Raw genomic sequence first — 18,965 nt, 5'->3', positions numbered from 1 at the left:
CCAGTTGCGAAACTATCTGCGATCAAACATTCAACTCGTAAAACTCGATTATTTCCTTCATTGCCCGCAACGCCTCTTCATCATTTCTCGGCAAGATATCCTCTACATCCCGTAAGGGAGGTAGAGGGTGCAAAAGCTCAGCGAGCTGGTTCGCCGTGTAATTTTTAACAGCGCCCTCTTCTCCTTGAACGCTGATGAAGCTGATAGCGGCATCGCCTCCTGAAAAGTGTTCGGAGACACGAACCTTTGGAGACATGCCATAACTCACTACGATGACGAGATCATTCCGTTCACGGTGGAACTTGAGTTGACCAATCGACAGTCCGACCTCCGAAAAATCTATACCGTCAGTTCCGCCGCCGGCATTGATTACCAGGTCTCGCCCAAGCCCATCATATTTATAAACATCATTGCCCCCGCCACCGGACAAGGTGTCATTGCCCGGCCCACCGTAAAGCACGTCATCGCCTGAGCCACCGCCGAGCAGATCATCTCCTTGCATCCCTCTTATTTCACCAGTGCCGCTGAGGGTGTCATTACCGCGACCGCCCACGAGCGGTAGAAAACGGTTCTCTCGAAAGGACTTAACCTGAGTAGCGTCCTGAACAGTGACGCCGTGATGATAAATATCGGGGACATTGCCTAATCGGCTAACGAGGTCTTTAAAACTTATGCTCGATCCGTCAGAAAACCTCACTCGTTCAATTCCGGAACCGCCGATGTCATTCGGATTGGGCAAAACGATTCGTACTTTTTGAGTTCCGCCCCATTCGATATCGAGTGTGGTGTACAGCATCTGGGCTCGAGGCGGTTGACGATGAGCGCCACGCAGTAGGGCCGGTGAGAGTTCAATATTTACCGTCTCAACCAACACAGCGCCCCAGGTTAGCTTCAACTTATCTGGTTTCGCCTCTTCCGGAAGAACGACTGTATCAACATCAAGCCCCGCAAACTCTTCATGCCACCCAGAGGCTCCAACCTCGGGGCGCAAAAAAACAGGGTTAAGCACGTCGACAATAATGGTGGTTGCGCCATCATGCGCTTCAACTATGTAAGTGTCGGGACCGTTTTCGCCGTAAAGCCAATCTTTTCCCGGCCCACTGATCAAATAATCGGCACCCGCGGAGCCGAGCAGTGTGTCGTTGCCTGCGCCAGCTGATAAAAATGCGCCTGGGATCCCGTCGCTCACCCCGCCGTACTTAAGCACTGAACCAGCATAGGTAACCACCAAGTCATCTCCTGCACCGCCATGAAAGAGATTACCCACTTCGAGATTTACCCTGCCGCCAGCGTCATTACCATGAACAACTTTATGTTTGATCGTTTGGGTAGTAGAGCTCCAGCGAAACGCTTTACGAACAGTTTCATGATTTTCAAAACTGCCAGCGGGGTACACGTACCACCCCTGAATGGCGCCCGTTTGGTCTATATCTTCAACTACAGCATCGCCCAAATTGAACGAAAACCCCGAATAACTGGAGCCAGACGGATAGTACTTCGGCTTTTGTTTCGGTAATTGCGCTGCTTCAGTTTTTACAAACTTGAACGTGGTTTTCGTTGCAGAATTTGACTGCCTTTCAGTCACCACAGCGTCAGCGGCAATCGCCCCCATCCACTCCGGTGTTTTGGAAAAGACTCCGGCTTCAACGTCCTCATGGATCAGTTCGGCGCTGATGGCATAGCCACTTTTGTCGGTAGCAATATGACTTCTAACCCAAACACCCTGATCGTTCAGTGCAAATCCTGATGCCTGCCGGGCCGCTGAGCGCTCTGTGTTCAGTTCCGAAAGAAAAAGGCTATCCCACCGGGTGTGACGACCCGTTTCACTGCCTTCCCTCTCAGTAGAAGCGGCTAAGTCATCGGGCAGTGTCTGGACGACTGCTTCGCTCTCACTCTCAATGTCCTGCTTTTTTTCGGGATCGGGTACCGCAGCAAATGTCGCAGACGGACCCGTTACATCTACCGGTTGCACCGTTAATTTGATTACATCCTGGAAATTCAGGATCACGCCATCGTTGAACCTGAACGTCGAACCTGCCCACTTTTCATGGTGACGAATCAGAAGCGCGTCACCAATACCATTCGACAGCCGCAACGCCGTGCCCACATCAATATTGACGATCTCGGCCTGCAAGTTCTCCGCAGAAAATCCATCACCAAAACTTACGACATTGTTGCCACCTGTATCGGTAACAACATCCAGTCCATCGCCCACTCCGAAGTAGAAAACATCGTTGCCCTGCATCCCTTCCAGATAATCGTTGCCGGCGCCACCCTCAAACACGTTATCGCCAGGGCCGCCGCGTAAATAATCGACTCCCTCCCCGCCAACCAGCGTGTCGTTTCCACCACTGCCCAGCAAAGTGTCGTTGCCTGAGCCGCCGTCAAGATAATCGGCGCCATGTTCTGCTTCGGATGTTTGCTCGTAGTCCCCCACCAAAAAGTCATCATCGGCACCGCCCAAAAGCGTATCGGCGCCCAAACCTCCCCAGAGCGTATCGTTTCCTGAATTACCTTGAATGTGGTCATCGTTGGTTCCGCCCGCTTTCAAGTTCGGCTCATCGCCATCCAGAGCGTCGGCGCCTGATCCGCCTATCAGTGTGTCGGAGCCACCCAACCCACGGAGTGTGTCGTCACCCACACCGCCATCGAGATAATCATCACCGTGATAACGAATCGGGTGTTCATGGTAATCACCGACCAATTCGTCATTCCCACCGCCACCGAAAAGCGAATCACCGGCACCGCCGCCCCAAAGGGTGTCATTTCCCTCACCGCCATCCAGAAAATCACTTCCGAAAAAGTCTGCGGCATCACCCGAAACGCCTCGCAGCACCTCGTCATCACCTTTCAGAACATCATTGCCGCTGCCTCCGTACAACACGTCGCTACCACCGTTTCCGGCAAGGAAGTCATCGCCACTGCCACCCGCCAACAAATCGTTGCCATGATGGCGACTGTCGAGACCGCCACCCCAATCCAGGTTGTCTCCCGATAATGTGTCATCGCCACTCCCGCCAGCCAGCGTGTCATTACCCTCTTCGCCGTACAGTGTGTCGTCGTCACTTCCGCCATCGAGCAGGTCACCTCCCCTGCCGCCATTGATAAAATCCCGGCCACCCTGCCCATAGAGGATGTCGTCACCGCCCTCGGTAGGACTATTCAATGAAAATTTGTCAAAGACGCTACGCATGCTGATGACGCCATCACTGAGTGGAACGTCGATGCGCTTGACTGTCCAATTTTGCTCATGTGCACCGGTTGTTTGATCACCGGACAAATTGTCATCACCTGCTCCCCCAATCAGCGTGTCTCGACCGTTGCCGCCGAGCAGCACGTCTCGCGAGGCAGTGCCGACAAGCAGGTCATCACCCTGCCCACCATCCAGCCAGTCGCCACGGCTGGCCTTTCCCTTTGTTGCATCGGTAAAGGCATTTTCCAGCGTCGACTGCTTGTCACCGAATAAACGGTCATTGCCGTCCTTGCCGAACAGTCGATCAGACCCGCCAAGACCAACGATGAGGTCATCTTTCGGTGATCCGTAAAGCAGGTCGGCTTTGTTCCTCTGTTTAACATTGGGCAAAAGCAAGGCGTTGCCCAACTCATCGTAAGAAGGCTGATCTCCGCGAACATTGGGGTCGTTATCTTTAATTTTCCAGTCGCCTTGAAGGACCAGATCGGGAGCGGGGAACACCTGGTCCTGGTAATCAGGAAGATCAATGCCGAGCATCCCCGGCTTGAAGTTCTTTACGACGATGAGATCACTCAGTCCGTATTGAATGTTCAGCGTGTTTTCAGCCTGATCTTCAATGAGCGTCAAGCTGATGGCTCGATCCTCCGTAAGCCAGATATTGCTGAGCGGAGCACTGCGTTCGAGAGGTGGGATCGGAAGTCCATTTATCAGCAACGCGCCCTCAACGTCCGCATCAAAAATTTCGTCTATTCCATCTCCGCTGGAGAACTCATACCGATCGTTACCCGGCCCGCCAGTCAGAGAGTCGTTGCCCTTGCCACCCACCAACACATCATCACCGGCCATACCGTACAACGCATCATTGCCATCGCCTCCTGTTAAAGAGTCATTGCCGCGAGCCCCTTGGATAAAGTCATTACCGGACAGTCCGCTGATGGAATCGTTGCCGCCACCGCCGTAAAGATGATCGGTATTCGTTCCGCCACCAAATGATCGACCGCCGTCATCACCAAACATGACCAGAGGGTTCAAGACACCTGTATTCATCGGGGCCTGTTTGCCAGAAGCCAGATCCGAATAGGAAAAGGTCTGGACAGTATTTCGACCGAACGATCCATTGGTTCGGGAAATCAGCCGGGCCAGCATTTCAGAGCGATCGGCAAGCCACTGTTCAGTGATGAAGCCCTCGCCCGTTTCGGGGTCGTAAAGCTCCAGGCCGCGTCCGGAAAAACCGTCGGCCCGCTCAATCACGATTTCACTTAGCTGCTTGAGGGATTTGCGTAACGCGGCGCCGATTGGCGTTGCCTGACTGGCCAACGTTGCCCAGTCCTTGGCACTGCCATACTCGCCAATGGTTCTGGTAACGATGCTTTGCGATTGAGACGGAGAAAGTGCGGAGAAAAATGTGTAGGCGTTGGAGGCGAAGGTTTCGTCGGTGGTAGGCGTGGCAGCCGAGTTCCCGTCGTAGGTTCGCCTGAGCATGTCAAAGAAATCATTCAGGTTATATCGCAATATCAGGCTGACAATGGGTGAGATGGGCGTACCGTTCACCACGTGCTGAATCAGTGGATTGATGCTGCCACTGGCAAGGGCGATATTTATCTGTTCGGGCAGGACTGAAAACAGGCTTTCAACCATATTCGACCCGAAGTTTTTAATCACTGCCTGCAATGCAACAGTGTATGAGTCCACGGCAAACAGAATATTCTTTAGATCGTCCAGCCTATTGAACTTAGCAAGATCATGATTACCTTTGATGTGGGAGTCCGGATCACCGGCAGAGATCAACCTCCAAGTTTCATATGGTTTTTCTCCACCCAACAGGCTGAAGCCGATTGTTCCAGACCATCCGGCGTTATGAAGGGTCGCTGTATCAACGTTGCCAATATCATCACGAAATAGTACTTCACCAATCGCGCTCGCATCGATTTCTGCAATTTGGCTTATGGAGGGCACAGTCCATGGAGCCAAATCATGTTCAACGGAGCCTTTTATCAGCGTATTCATGAGATTGACAGCCACCTGATTAGATGACTCTTGCATCTTGAAATCGCTAAATTTTTTATTTAGCCTCAACTCCCCCTGCCGCATAGTGTAGGCTCGGATCAACGCAGAGTAAGCGCCCACCCCGCCATTTGCATCAATTGCTACATCGAGCCAGAGTTTGGTATCTTTTAAAATGCCCTTTACGTTCTCGTCGAACGCAGAACCGTCTAAAATTTTCTCATCCAGGATATTTGACAATGTGCGGTAAAGTACAGCACAGCTTCGCCCCTCCACTGCCATCGCAAAATACTCTTCCTCCTCGACATTGAATTCCATTCCCTCACAAACATTTGCAGCCTGCAAAATTTCCGACTTTTCCAAATCACTGAATATGTAGCTCATATCTACTTCCCTGTAATAATTGAATGTGAAAGATAGTCACTGACAGCCTTAAGCGCTTCTGGAGCACCCCGCAAACCCTCGGTACCCAAATGTATACGAGCATCCCCACCTGCAAAGTCGAAATGGTGCAACCCGACCGTGCAATACGTACGCAAACTACCAAACTCCAAATTCTCCAGCTGCTCCTTATTCATTTTCAAAAGATATGCTTTACTCAAACCTCTTGCAGAAGCTTTAGATTCTGGCGAATTCAAACCATCACAATTTATCCTCCGTGGTGTTCCATCACGCCGGCGCCAGTCGTGCATAACAAAAGTTCGAACAGAGAATTCATTTTTGATACTGGGTGGAGGCGCGGTAAGCCAAAGTTCCAGGCCTGGATAGTTCTTCAGCTTTACAACCAGCTCATCCGGCCAATCCACATGCCGCCCGCCCATATTGTGCGGTTCCGTGGTATCCCTTCTGGTGTAAAGCCTGGCGGAAACCCGGAAATGCGTCCAGCTGGTGGGTGGTTCTACCCCAAGAGTTTCATACACAGGAAACAGTTCTTCTCCCGTCCACCAGAATGATCCTGAAAGAAGATCGGCAATACAGGACCCGTCGCTCCTTAATGTCGATCCAAAATGGAACCCGGGAATCTTTGTCCGGTCCAGCAGGCTGCCGCCAAGTATCGGGACCTGCTCCATACCCGCCAGCTTCCTGCTGCACGCCCCTTGTTTCTTCTGATAAATCTCCCGCGCTACTGCGGCCTCCTCCCATCGAATACAGAAATCAACGACCCAATAACAGATCGCTAATAACACGCCATATTTAACTCCCCTTCTGCACTGGCGAAAAACCTCCTTGCGAGACATCTTAAGCATTTCAAATCTCCATTTTAAAATGACCAATCACATCACTCAAAACAACTCACCTCATCAACTCCTTAAACACTTCAAAGTAACCGCTTACTCCTTTAACCACATCGAATTCGCTTGCCTTCAACCTCGCCGCATCCTTTATAGATCCAAAACCAGCGAAAGACGTTAAAACCCTGCACACTGCCGTGGCGATTTCTTCAGCGTCAAAAAAATCAACAAGTATCCCGCTGATCCCATCTTCGATAACTTCCTGCACGGGAGCGGTATTTGAACCTACGACAACACAGCCAGATGCCATTGCTTCCAATAAAGACCATGACAGTACAAACGGATATGTCAAATACACGTGAGCCTTTGAAAGACTCAGAACAGACCTGTATGTTTGATAAGGCAACCTCCCAACAAAGTGAACATTGGAAATATCAACATCCACCTCCGCGACCATCTTGCTTCGCCAGTTCGGGTATCCAATGGGCATCCGCCCATAACTGACATCATCCCCACCCACTACAATGACCTGCGCACTCGGGCACTTTTCCTGAATATAGGGAATGGATCTCATCAAACTATGAAAGCCTCGGTACGGCTCGAGGTTTCTGGCGACATAAGTCACGATAGGCTGACCTGCTCTTAACACGCGCCCACTCGGCAGCGTTACAAACTCGACCTTTTCTGATTCGGCAAATTGAACAATGCCTTCATGAATGACGCGAATTTTAGACTGATATATTTTCGGAAAAAGACCGCGCTGCCATTGTGTAGGTGCAATCCCGGCATCGCACTGCTCAATATTCAGGAGATGCATCGAATTCAAGATTCTAAGCCTTGAGGACGTATCCATCGCACAGGGAAACTCAGGATCGAAACCAGAGTCCGCCTCACGCGCTCGGTAATAGTACTCACAGAAATGAACCAGAGGCACGTCGGGATACACATCTTTGACGAATAGCGATTCACCCCACCCAGGATGAGCGAGAACTACATCAGGCCGAAAGCCTGCCTGGCTGAGTCTCTTCAATATTCGTTGAACTTGTTGCCCGTCCGCAACAGCCTCTTCATATCTGTACAAATAGTTATGAACGCCATTAATCATCTTCCTTGAGGGTCGATAACGAAATAATTTTACCCCTGCAATACCTGGCGCTGTATCGCGTCCAATTGCAATGACGCCCAGACGCCTGTGCAATGCTTCCAACGCCACATGACGAAACTGACCGGGAAAATTCTGATGAATGATAAGAAGATTCATATCTGAGCAATAACCCGCGCTTATACACCTCCATGAAATTGAAGTTTTTCAACGTCAACATGTGCATACAAACGCTAACAAATGGTCAGAAATAAAACTGTAGGAGGGTTCCGAGAACCTCCTAGGAGATGGTGCAATCCACACCAACACAAAAAACAGGCACAAAAAAAGCGGCGCTCAATGCGCCGCTTTTTTGCGGGGGGTTACCAGCGGTTGCCGTGTCGGTTGTAGTCGCCGCGTCCACTGTGACGGTCGTAGTTGCCACGACCCCGGCGGTCATCCCAGCCACCGCGACGGTGGTCGTCCCAGCGTCCGCGATCATGACCGTGCCAGCGACGGTTCTCGTAGTAGCGCGGAGCCGGTTGGTAGTAACGAGGCGCCGAGTAATAGCGTGGAGCCGGTTGGTAATAACGTGGCGCTGGCTGGTAGTAACGCGGCGCCGAATAATACGTGCTGCCGCCGGTGTAATAGGTGCCACCGCTGTTGTAGTACGAAGGAGACTGGGAGGTGTAGACCTCTGAGGTGTAGTAGCCATCTCCGTAGGAATAAGGGACGCATCCGCCAAGGGAAAAAAGCATCACGGCAAATAGAGCGATTCGGCGATACATGGCGGCCTCCTGGACCGCGGGTAGCCACACCAGCGACGCTGGCAGGCGTCAGTCTTTCATTCGGCGACTGACGAAATATCTGACAGCGTTTTCGGCATCCGGTGCGTTTCTGCAACAACTTGAAACAAGTGATTCATGAAACCTTGTTCATGCAGAAACGCCGTCATTCAGCCGCTGATTAGTGGTGCCCACCGTGGTATCCGCCGCCGTGATAACCCCGTCCGTAGCCGCCGCGATAGCCATAGCCGCCGTAGTAATAGCGGGCGCCGCCGTAGTAGCGCGGACCGTAATAACCACCGTAGTAATAAGGCGAGTAGTAGCCGGGATAGTAATAGGGCGAGGAGTAAACATCGTAGCCGCCGGCGTAGTAGTAACAACCGGACAGCCCCAGACCGAACACCGCAGCGAACAGTGCTCGACGCAGCATTTTCTTGAGCAGCATGGCGGCCTCCTGAAAGACCTGTGATAGCAGTCGGCACAGACCGGCTGACATCAGGTTTGACTGGCTAACCGCTACCGAGTGCCCACGCCGGACGAGCATCGGATCAGCGGCCATCGCGCTGCATCACGGTGCAAGCGCGCACCAACACAAAGCGTGGCGCGCACCCGCCAACTCAGCCCCTCCACCCACAAGCCACGTGGCAGACGGCTCGTCGCGACTTGGCACGCCTCTCGCTTTATTAAACCCGTGCAGGAGTCATCACAGGTTCGCGGCACCACAATTTGCAATGGCTGACTAGGGTTCCGGCTCGCATCTGCGAGTGGCTGGTCCGAGAGTTGGCGACCTCCAGTTGAGGTTACACGGCGGGACAAAAGCCCGGGAGACAAGCCACCGTTCGCGGTGCCGCGTTGCCTTCCTGTCCGCCCTCGATCAACTGGAGAAGCCACCATGTCCCGACCACGTTTGCCCGCCCTGCTCGCCGCCGCGTTCGCCGCGCTCATCAGCACTCAATCCCCCGCCGCGCAGAAAGACCACTTCAGTGTCTGCTGGACGATCTATGCCGGCTGGATGCCATGGGAATACGCCGGCAGCCAGGGCATCGTCGATAAATGGGCGAAGAAATACGGGATCAAGATCGACGTGGTCCAGCTCAACGACTACGTCGAATCGATCAATCAATACACCGCCGGTCAGTTCGATGGCTGCACCATGACCAACATGGATGCGCTGACCATTCCGGCCGCCGGTGGCGTCGACAGCACCGCGCTGATCGTCAGCGATTTCTCCAACGGCAATGACGGCATCGTCCTCAAGGGTGACGGCAAGAAAGTCGCCGACCTGAAGGGCATGGACGTCAACCTGGTCGAACTGTCGGTCTCGCATTACCTGCTGGCCCGCGCGCTGGACTCGGTCGACCTGACCGAAAAAGACCTGAAAGTGGTCAACACCTCCGACGCCGACATTTCCGCCGCCTTCAACACCGAGCAGGTCAACGCCGTCACCACCTGGAACCCGATGCTCTCGGACATCAAGGCCAAACCCGGCGTGACCGAAGTCTTCAACTCCAGCCAGATCCCCGGCGAAATCATGGACATGATGGTGGTAAACAGCGCCACCCTCAAAGACAACCCGGCGCTGGGCAAGGCGCTGACCGGCGCGTGGTTCGAAGTGGTCGACTTGATGAACGCCAGAAACGCCGCCGGCAAAGCCGCACTTGAGCACATGGCCAAAGCTTCGGGAACCGATCTGGCCGGATTCCAGGCGCAACTGGACACCACCAAACTGTTCGCCACGCCGAAAGAAGCCCTGGCGTTCGCCACCAGCAAGCAACTGCCGGAAACCATGCGCAAAGTTGCCGAGTTCTCGTTCCAGCACGGTTTGCTCGGCGAAGGCGCCAAGGACACCAGCGCCGTCGGCATGTCCTTCGCCAACGGCGTGACCAGCGGTGACACAGGCAATCTCAAGCTGCGTTTCGATCCGACTTACGTGCAGCTGGCCGCCGACGCCAAGCTGTAAGCCACGGAGGATTTGGCCATGCGCCTGATCAATCGTCACCCGGATCGACCGAGTCGCCTGCTGCTGGTGATCCTGCCCTTCGCCCTTGTGCTGTTCGCCTACTTCATGGGCTCGGCCGAGCGCCTGTCGGACAACCCCAACGACAAACTGCTGCCCAGTGCGGTGCAGATGAGCGATGCGGTCAAACGCCTGGCATTCAAAGCCGACAGTCGCACCGGCGAATACCTGCTCTGGCAGGACACCGCGTCGAGCCTCGGACGCCTGACCATCGGCCTCGGCATCGCGGCGCTGGCCGGGTTGTGCCTGGGCATGGCGGCCGGCACCCTGCCGCTGTTCGGCGCACCGTTGTCGCCGATGCTGACGGTGTTATCGATGGTGCCGCCGCTGGCGATACTGCCGATCCTGTTCATCGTCTTCGGCCTCGGCGAGCTGTCGAAAGTGATGCTGATCGTGATCGGTATCACCCCGGCACTCGCCCGAGATCTGGAACAGCGCGCGCGGGACATTCCGGTCGAACTGCTGATCAAGGCGCAGACCCTCGGCGCTTCGACCTGGACCCTGATGCTGCGCGTGGTTCTGCCACAACTGTTGCCGCGCCTGCTGATTTCACTGCGGCTGATGCTCGGCTCGGCGTGGTTGTTCCTGATCGCCGCCGAAGCCATCGCTTCCACCGACGGTCTGGGCTACCGGATTTTCCTCGTGCGCCGTTACCTGGCGATGGATGTGATCCTGCCGTACGTGGTGTGGATCACCCTGCTTGCCTGGCTGATGGATTGGGGCCTCAAGCGCCTGACCCGGCGCGCATTCCCCTGGTATGAGGGGGCGGCCAAATGAGCTTCATCACAGTGAAAAACGTCTGGCAGCAATACGCCGACCAAGTAGTGCTCGAAGGCTTGAACCTCAACGTCAACGAGGGCGAATTCTGCACGCTCGTCGGTGCTTCGGGTTGTGGCAAGTCGACCTTCCTGCGCCTGCTGCTCGGTCAGGAAACCGCCAGTCGCGGCGAGATTCTGCTCGATGGTCAGCCACTGGCGCGCGAGCCGGATGCGAGCCGTGGCGTGGTGTTCCAGCGCTACTCGGTGTTCCCGCACCTGTGCGTGCTGGACAACGTCGCCCTCGGCCTCGAACTGCCGCGTGCGCCACTGCTCGGGCGTCTGTTCGGCAGTGCCAAACAGGACGCCCGCGAGCAGGCCTCGGCGCTACTGCACAAAGTCGGCCTCGGCCATGCGCTGGACAAGTACCCGGCGCAACTGTCCGGCGGCATGCAACAACGGTTGGCGATCGCCCAGGCGTTGATCATGAAACCGCGCGTGTTGCTGCTCGACGAACCGTTCGGCGCACTCGATCCGGGCATTCGCAAGGACATGCACGCGCTGCTGCTGACGCTGTGGCGCGAGACGCAACTGACCGTGTTCATGGTCACCCACGACCTGTCCGAAGGTTTCAGCCTCGGCACCCGCCTGCTGGTGTTCGACAAGGTCCGCCTCGACCCGCACGCCCCCGGCGCCTATGGCGCACGCATCACCTACGACATCCCTTTGAACAGCGACCGCCGCGCCCAACGCGCCGCCGTCGACGCCCTGCCGGTGCAACTGGCGAGCGCCCTTCGAACCGCTTGAGAGGAACTTCCCATGACTGATTCAACCCGAATTTTTCCACCCTTCGCCGAAGAAACCCTGCCCGGTGGCGGCCACCGTTCCTTCGTCCTGAAACGCGGCCAGTTGCTGCGCCTGACCGACCTGCGCGGTGGGGCCAACGTCAGCCTGACCTTGCTCAACGCCAACGAAAAAACCGAACGCCTGAACCTGCCCGACAGCCTCAAATGCCAACACACCGCCAAGCTGACCGCCGGCCATTGCCTGTACTCGGACATGGGTCGTGTGCTGGCGGCAATCACGGCGGATACCTGCGGCTGGAGCGACAGCCTCGGCGGTGTGCTGTGCGCTGAAGAGGTCGCGGAAAAATACGGTCAGGGCCGCTATCAGGAACTGCGCAACGGCTTCTTTCGCAACGGCACCGACAACCTGCTGGTAGAACTGGGCAAGTGGGGCCTGGGCCTGTCCGACCTGCTGATGACCCTCAACCTGTTCAGCCGGGTCAACGTCGATGAAACCGGGCGCTTCCATTTCGTCGAAGGCCATTCGAAGGCCGGCGATTACATCGAGCTGTACGCACCGATGGACACCCTCGTCGTCCTCACCGCCCTGCAACACCCGATGGACCCGTCGCCCGACTACGCGCCTAAACCGCTGAAGCTGAGCTGGATGAACGCCGACCCAAGCGTCGCCGAGCACTGCCGCACCTCGCGCCCGGAGAACGAGCGCGGCTTTATCAACACCGACCGTTTGTTCGCCTGAGGATCGTCGCCATGTCAGTTGCTATCGCCACTTCGCAAAAACAACCCGACGCTGCGGTGTACCGCGCCACCATTCCCGCCGGCGAACCCTGGCTGATGGAGGTCAAGGCCGGCCAGACCCTGCGCATCCTCGATCTGGAAGGCAATCAGGCGGTCGACACCTTGTTCTACAGCGCCGCCAATCCCCGTGAGCGCTACGACGTACAGCGCACATTGCGTCGACAAAACAACGTCTACCTGAGCACCGGCAGCGTTTTGTATTCCAACCTCGGCAAACCGATGCTGACCCTGATTGCCGACACCTGTGGCCGCCACGACACCCTCGGCGGTGCCTGCGCGCAAGAGAGCAACACCGTGCGCTACGCCCTGGAAAAACGCTACATGCACAGCTGCCGCGACAACTACCTGCGCGCCTGCGCCCACGACGGACGCCTGGGCAAAGGTGACATCGGGCCGAACATCAATTTCTTCATGAACGTGCCGGTGACTGCCGAGGGTGGCCTGACCTTCGAAGACGGGATTTCCGCCCCCGGCAAATACGTCGACCTGCGCGCGGAGATGGACGTGATCGTGCTGATTTCCAACTGCCCGCAACTGAACAACCCGTGCAACGCCTACAACCCGACACCTGCGGAGCTACTGGTATGGAACTGAAATTCGTCCGTCTGCGCCGCTGGTTGTTTGCCCTGTGCCAGGCGCGCTCAGGCCAGTGCCTGAAAAAGTGAAGTGATTTCGCCGTCGGGGACGACCCTGGCGCCTGAACAAAAACGGCGGGACGGCCCGCCTCCCAGTCGAGCCCGCACCCTGCGCGGGCTCCAGGGGTTTCTCCATGTTCGAAAAAGTCCTGATTGCCAACCGTGGCGCGATTGCCTGCCGCATTCTGCGCACCTTGCGTGAACTGCACGTCGAAGGCGTCGCGGTGTACTCCGAAGCCGATGCCGCCAGTCTGCACATCCTGCAAGCCGAGCAAGCCCACAGCCTCGGCGACGGCGCAGCGGCCAGCACCTATCTGGCGGTGGACAAGATTCTCGCCATCGCCAAAGCCACTGGCGCCACCGCGATCCACCCCGGCTACGGCTTCCTCTCGGAAAACGCCGCGTTCGCCGAAGCCTGCGCAAACCATGGCATTGCCTTCATCGGCCCGACACCGGAGCAACTGCGGGTGTTCGGTCTCAAGCACACCGCACGGGCCCTGGCCAAACAGCACGGCGTGCCGATGCTCGAAGGTACCGAACTGCTCGACAGCCTCGACGCCGCGCTGATTGCCGGCGCGCACGTCGGTTATCCGGTGATGCTCAAAAGCACCGCCGGTGGCGGTGGCATCGGCATGCGCGTGTGCCGTAACGCCAGCGAACTGAGCGAGTCGTTCGAGGCGGTGAAGCGCCTCGGGCAGAACAACTTCAGCGACGCCGGGGTTTTCATCGAGAAGTACATCCAGCGTGCGCGGCATCTGGAAGTCCAGGTGTTCGGCGACGGCCACGGCGCGGTGATCGCTCTCGGTGTGCGCGACTGCTCGGTGCAGCGGCGCAATCAGAAAGTCCTCGAAGAAACCCCGGCACCGAACCTGCCCGAAGGCATGGCGGATGAGCTGTGCGCAGCGGCGATCAAACTGGCCAAAGCGGTGAATTACCGCAGCGCCGGCACCGTCGAATTCGTTTTCGACAGCGATGCGCAGCGCTTCTATTTTCTGGAAGTGAACACCCGGTTGCAGGTCGAACACGGCGTTACCGAACAGGTGTGGGGCGTCGATCTGGTGCGCTGGATGATCGAGTTGGCGGCCGGTGACTTGCCGCCGCTGGCCGAGTTGTTCGCAGGCCTGCAACCGCAGGGGCATGCGATTCAGGCGCGGCTGTATGCCGAGGATCCGGGCCACGATTTCCAGCCCAGCCCCGGCTTGCTGACAGCGGTCGATTTCCCCGTCGCCGATGGCCGGCATCTGCGCATCGACACCTGGGTCGAGGCCGGTTGCGAGATCCCGCCCTACTTCGATCCGATGATCGCCAAACTCATCAGTTGGGCGCCGACCCGCGAACAGGCGCGTGCCGATCTGCATCAGGCCCTCGGCGACAGCCTGCTGTACGGCGTGGAAACCAACCGCGACTACCTGCGGCAGATTCTGCTCGATACGCCGTTCGCCAGCGGTCAGCCCTGGACCCGTTGCCTGGAAGGCCTGGTGTACCGGGCCAACACGTTTGAAGTGCTGAGCGCCGGAACCCAGACCAGCGTCCAGGACTATCCCGGTCGCCTCGGCTACTGGGCGGTCGGCGTGCCTCCCTCGGGGCCGATGGATAGCCGCGCGTTGCGTCTGGGCAATCGTTTACTGGGCAACGATGAAGGCCTGGCGGCGCTGGAAATCACCATGAGCGGGCCGTTGCTGCGCTTCAATTGCGATGCGGTGGTGGCCGTGACCGGCGCACCGATTGCCCTGACACTCGACGGCCAGCCGCAGGCGATGAACACCGCCCTGCTGATCCCGGCGGGCAGTCAATTGCACCTGGGCAATCTGCCGGGTGCCGGGGCCCGCAGCTACCTGTGCCTGCGTGGCGGCGTGCAAGTGCCGGATTATCTGGGCAGCAAAAGCACCTTCACGCTCGGTCAGTTCGGTGGTCATGGCGGGCGGGCCTTGCGCGCCGGTGACGTGCTGCATCTGGCTGCCCTGAATGAGCGCAGCGCCGGGCAGACATTAGCCGCCCATCACGTCAGCGAATTACCTGCCGTGCGCCGGATCCGCGTCATCTACGGCCCTCATGGCGCGCCTGAATATTTCACTGAAAACTACATCGGCACCTTTTTCGCCACGCAATGGGAAGTGCATTTCAACTCCAGCCGCACCGGGGTGCGCCTGATCGGGCCGAAACCAGAGTGGGTGCGCGCCGACGGCGGCGAGGCCGGGCTGCATCCGTCGAACATCCACGACAACCCCTACGCCATCGGTGCGGTGGACTTCACCGGCGACATGCCGGTGATCCTCGGCCCGGATGGCCCGAGTCTTGGCGGGTTTGTCTGCCCGGTGACGGTGATTGAGGCGGATCTCTGGCAACTGGGTCAGCTCAAGGCCGGGGACAAAGTGCAGTTCGTGCCGGTCGATCTCAAGACCGCACGCGATCTCGCCCTCAAATGGGATACCTGTGGGAGCAGGCTTGCCAGCGATGGGGCCCGACCAGACATCGCACCCACTTCATTACAGGCATTGGTTTCGCCCGTGGTGCTGGATTTGAGTCAGGGGGACACGCGACTGGTCGCCCGACTGTCCGGCGATACCCATCTGCTGCTGGAAATCGGCGCCCCGGAGCTGGATCTGGTCCTGCGCTTCCGGGCGCACGCACTGATGCAGGCGCTGCAAGCCAAAGCCCTGCACGGCGTGATCGACCTGACCCCGGGCATCCGCTCGCTGCAAGTGCACTACCAGCCCGAACAATTGCCGCTGGCCGATCTGCTCGGCATCGTCGCCGGCGAGTGGAACGCCGTGTGCAGCGCCACTGACCTGCAAGTGCCGTCGCGCATCGTCCACTTGCCCCTGTCGTGGGACGACCCGGCCTGCCAGTTGGCGATCGAGAAATACATGACCACCGTGCGCAAGGACGCGCCGTGGTGCCCGAGCAACCTGGAGTTCATCCGCCGCATCAATGACCTGCCCAACCTCGACGAGGTGCAACGCACGGTGTTCGATGCGAGCTATCTGGTGATGGGCCTCGGCGACGTCTACCTCGGTGCACCGGTCGCCACGCCGCTCGACCCGCGCCATCGGCTGGTGACCACCAAGTACAACCCGGCGCGCACCTGGACCGCCGAGAACTCGGTGGGCATCGGCGGCGCCTACATGTGCGTCTACGGCATGGAAGGCCCGGGCGGTTATCAGTTCGTCGGGCGTACCTTGCAGATGTGGAACCGCTATCGCGAAGTCGCCGCGTTCGAAGGTAAACCGTGGCTGCTGCGCTTCTTCGACCAGATCCGCTTCTACCCGGTCAGCGCCGACGAATTGCTGCGCATCCGCCGGGATTTTCCCCTCGGGCGTTTCGACCTGAACATCGAACAGAGCCAGCTCAACCTCGGCGACTATCAGGGGTTTCTCAACCGCGAAGCCGAGAGCATCCACGCCTTTCGCCTGCAACAACAAGCCGCGTTCAACGCCGAACGCGAACGCTGGATCGCCAGCGGCCAGGCGCATTTCGACAGCGAAGAGGCCGTGCCGCAAAGCCACGAAGAAACTCCGCTGGCCAGCGGTCAGCAGAGTGTCGACAGCCACATCGCCGGCAACCTGTGGCAGGTCCAGGTCGAGGTCGGGAGTCGCGTCGCGGCCGGTGATGCACTGGTGATTCTGGAGTCGATGAAGATGGAAATCCCCGTGCTCGCGCCGCTGCCTGGCGTGGTCCGGGAGATTCGCGTGCAACCCGGTTCGGCAGTACGCGCCGGTCAACGGGTCGTGGTGCTGGAACTCGACTGAACCCATTTTTGCAAAGGATGACCTCATGAACCTGCAACTCGATGCCCTGCGCCAGGCCTACCGCGACGGCCAGACCACACCGCGCAAATTGCTGTTGGCTTTGCGGGAAAAAGCCGCTGCGCTCAATCCCGACTATCACCTGTTTATTCATCTGCTCAGCGTCGAGGAGCTGGAGCCGTACCTCGCCAGCCTCGACGGCGGTGATCCAGAGAGTTTGCCGCTGTATGGCGTGCCGTTCGCGATCAAGGACAACATCGACCTCGCCGGTGTCCCGACCACGGCCGCGTGCCCCGCATTCGCCTACCTTCCCGAACGTTCGGCAACCATTGTCGAACAGTTGCTGGCGCTGGGCGCGATTCCGCTGGGCAAGACCAACCTCGACCAGTTCGCCACCGGCCTCAATGGCAGCCGCTCGCCGTATGGCGCCTGCCCGAACAGCGTGTTGCCGGAATATCCCTCCGGTGGTTCCAGCGCCGGCTCTTCGCTGGCAGTGGCGCTCGGCGTCGCCAGTTTTGCCCTGGGCACCGACACTGCTGGCTCGGGACGGGTGCCGGCAGCGCTGAACAATCTGCTGGGACTCAAAGCCACCAAAGGCCTGATCTCTACGGCGGGCGTGGTGCCGGCCTGCCGCACGCTGGACTGCGTCACGACCTTCACCGCGACCGCACGCGAGGCCAGCCAGTTGCTGGCACTGACCGCCCGCTTCGACCCTCGGGATGAATACAGCCGCAGCAATCCGGCGTGGAATGACGGCTCGGCATTCGGTGCTCCCAAACCCTTCCGGTTTGGCGTACCGCGGGCGCAGGATCTTGAGTTTTTCGGTTGCCCCGAAGGCCCGCTGCTGTTCGGCGATGCCATCGACCGTCTGAAGGCTCTGGGCGGCGAAGCGGTCGAACTGGATCTGTCACCGTTCCTCGAAGCTGCGCGGTTGTTGTACGAAGGGCCGTGGGTCGCCGAGCGTTACAGTATCGCCGGCGAACTGATGGAACAGCGTCCCGAAGCAGTGCTGCCGGTGATCCGCGCGGTGCTGGCCAAGGCCCCGGCGGTGACGGGCGTGCAAGCGTTCCGTGCGCAGTATCGACTGCAAGCGCTCAAAGCCGTTTGCGATCAGGCCCTTGACGGACTCGACTGTGTGCTCACGCCCACCATCGGCCGCCCGGTGACCCTGGCCGAACTGGACGCCGAGCCGGTGCTGCGCAACGCCGAACTGGGTTACTACACCAATTTCATGAACCTGCTGGATTACGCGGCCGTCGCCGTGCCCAGTGCGGTCATGGACAACGGTTTGCCGTGGGGCGTGACGCTGTTTGGCCGGGCGTTCACCGACCAGTATCTGCTGGGCCTGGCGGACGCCTTGCAGCGCCAGCAGAATCCGGTGCTGCCGACACCGGCGAGTCCGGCGCGCAATGACCGGGCGCGGCTGGTGGTCTGCGGCGCGCACCTTGATGGACTGGCCCTGAACTGGCAGTTGCAGCAACGCGGCGCCCGCCTGATCGAAGCCACCCACAGCTCTAAGGACTACAAACTCTACGCGCTGGCCGGCGGCCCACCACTGCGTCCGGGCATGCTGCGCGTGGCGGAAGGCGGCGTGGCAATCGAGGTGGAAGTCTGGGAGTTGCCAAGCCGCGAGCTCGGTTCGTTCCTGACCGGCATCCCGGCACCCCTCGGGCTGGGCAAGGTACAACTGGCGGACGGCCGCTGGGAGAGCGGATTCATCTGTGAACCGTACGGCCTGGAAGGTGCGCTCGACATCAGCCATCTGGGTGGCTGGCGCGCCTACCTCGCCAGCCGCGACTGACCCGAAAACCTGGCAAATCGCCGACCTTCTCTGCTGGAGAGGGTCGGTGAGAGAGAGCGGCGTCTGATTACCCGTCATTTCAGGCACAAATCCCGCAGTTTTTTCCCGGCCA

12 protein-coding genes and 1 riboswitch are annotated in these 18,965 nt (G+C 58.3%); of the genes, 7 read left to right on the top strand and 5 right to left on the bottom strand.

What is annotated here, in order from left to right; translation table 11 throughout:
• Positions 1–22: 22 nt before the first annotated feature.
• From CAF90_RS29805 to CAF90_RS07785, 5 genes are all read right to left on the bottom strand, one after another.
• Entirely contained in the window at positions 23–5,581 is a 5,559-nt protein-coding gene (locus CAF90_RS29805; RefSeq protein WP_085605522.1) for a calcium-binding protein, read from the bottom strand.
• Positions 5,582–5,583: 2 nt separating this feature from the next.
• Positions 5,584–6,444 (bottom strand): hypothetical protein, encoded by an 861-nt coding sequence (locus CAF90_RS07800; protein WP_085605520.1) that lies wholly within the window; start codon positions 6,442–6,444, stop codon positions 5,584–5,586.
• A 46-nt stretch (positions 6,445–6,490) separates the two neighbouring features.
• Positions 6,491–7,690, bottom strand: coding sequence for a glycosyltransferase family 4 protein (locus tag CAF90_RS07795; protein WP_085605518.1), 1,200 nt, complete (start codon positions 7,688–7,690; stop codon positions 6,491–6,493).
• 203 nt (positions 7,691–7,893) lie between these two features.
• On the bottom strand, positions 7,894–8,298 hold the full coding sequence (locus CAF90_RS07790) for a hypothetical protein (protein WP_085605516.1): 405 nt from the start codon (positions 8,296–8,298) through the stop codon (positions 7,894–7,896).
• Between the two features lie 178 nt (positions 8,299–8,476).
• Entirely contained in the window at positions 8,477–8,725 is a 249-nt protein-coding gene (locus CAF90_RS07785; protein WP_256578466.1) for a hypothetical protein, read from the bottom strand.
• Positions 8,726–9,023: 298 nt separating this feature from the next.
• Positions 9,024–9,124: riboswitch (guanidine-I (ykkC/yxkD leader) on the top strand.
• A gap of 63 nt (positions 9,125–9,187) precedes the next feature.
• On the opposite strand from CAF90_RS07785, the gene CAF90_RS07775 reads away from it, so the two are divergent.
• The 7 genes from CAF90_RS07775 (at position 9,188) to atzF (ending at position 18,853) form a co-directional block, all read left to right on the top strand.
• Positions 9,188–10,255: a putative urea ABC transporter substrate-binding protein gene (locus tag CAF90_RS07775; protein ID WP_085605512.1), complete on the top strand. Its 1,068-nt coding sequence runs from the start codon at positions 9,188–9,190 to the stop codon at positions 10,253–10,255.
• Positions 10,256–10,273: 18 nt separating this feature from the next.
• Positions 10,274–11,089: an ABC transporter permease gene (locus CAF90_RS07770; protein WP_085605510.1), complete on the top strand. Its 816-nt coding sequence runs from the start codon at positions 10,274–10,276 to the stop codon at positions 11,087–11,089.
• Positions 11,086–11,874 carry an ABC transporter ATP-binding protein gene (locus CAF90_RS07765; protein WP_085605508.1) on the top strand — a complete coding sequence of 263 codons (789 nt, stop codon included), beginning with the start codon at positions 11,086–11,088 and terminating at the stop codon, positions 11,872–11,874. Before CAF90_RS07770 ends, CAF90_RS07765 begins: the two co-directional genes overlap by 4 nt.
• Positions 11,875–11,886: 12 nt before the next feature.
• Positions 11,887–12,612 carry an urea amidolyase associated protein UAAP1 gene (locus CAF90_RS07760; protein ID WP_085605506.1) on the top strand — a complete coding sequence of 242 codons (726 nt, stop codon included), beginning with the start codon at positions 11,887–11,889 and terminating at the stop codon, positions 12,610–12,612.
• An 11-nt stretch (positions 12,613–12,623) separates the two neighbouring features.
• Entirely contained in the window at positions 12,624–13,265 is a 642-nt protein-coding gene (locus CAF90_RS07755) for an urea amidolyase associated protein UAAP2 (protein ID WP_007957962.1), read from the top strand.
• A gap of 175 nt (positions 13,266–13,440) precedes the next feature.
• Positions 13,441–17,055 carry an urea carboxylase gene (gene uca / locus CAF90_RS07750; protein WP_085605504.1) on the top strand — a complete coding sequence of 1,205 codons (3,615 nt, stop codon included), beginning with the start codon at positions 13,441–13,443 and terminating at the stop codon, positions 17,053–17,055.
• Positions 17,056–17,080: 25 nt separating this feature from the next.
• Positions 17,081–18,853 carry an allophanate hydrolase gene (gene atzF / locus CAF90_RS07745; protein WP_085605502.1) on the top strand — a complete coding sequence of 591 codons (1,773 nt, stop codon included), beginning with the start codon at positions 17,081–17,083 and terminating at the stop codon, positions 18,851–18,853.
• Positions 18,854–18,965 lie beyond the last annotated feature (112 nt).

It is taken from the genome of Pseudomonas sp. B37(2017) (genome assembly GCF_002112885.1).
GTDB lineage: Bacteria > Pseudomonadota > Gammaproteobacteria > Pseudomonadales > Pseudomonadaceae > Aquipseudomonas > Aquipseudomonas paraglycinae.
Note: the sequence above shows the minus strand (reverse complement) of the source record. Positions and strands in the feature narration are given on the sequence as shown.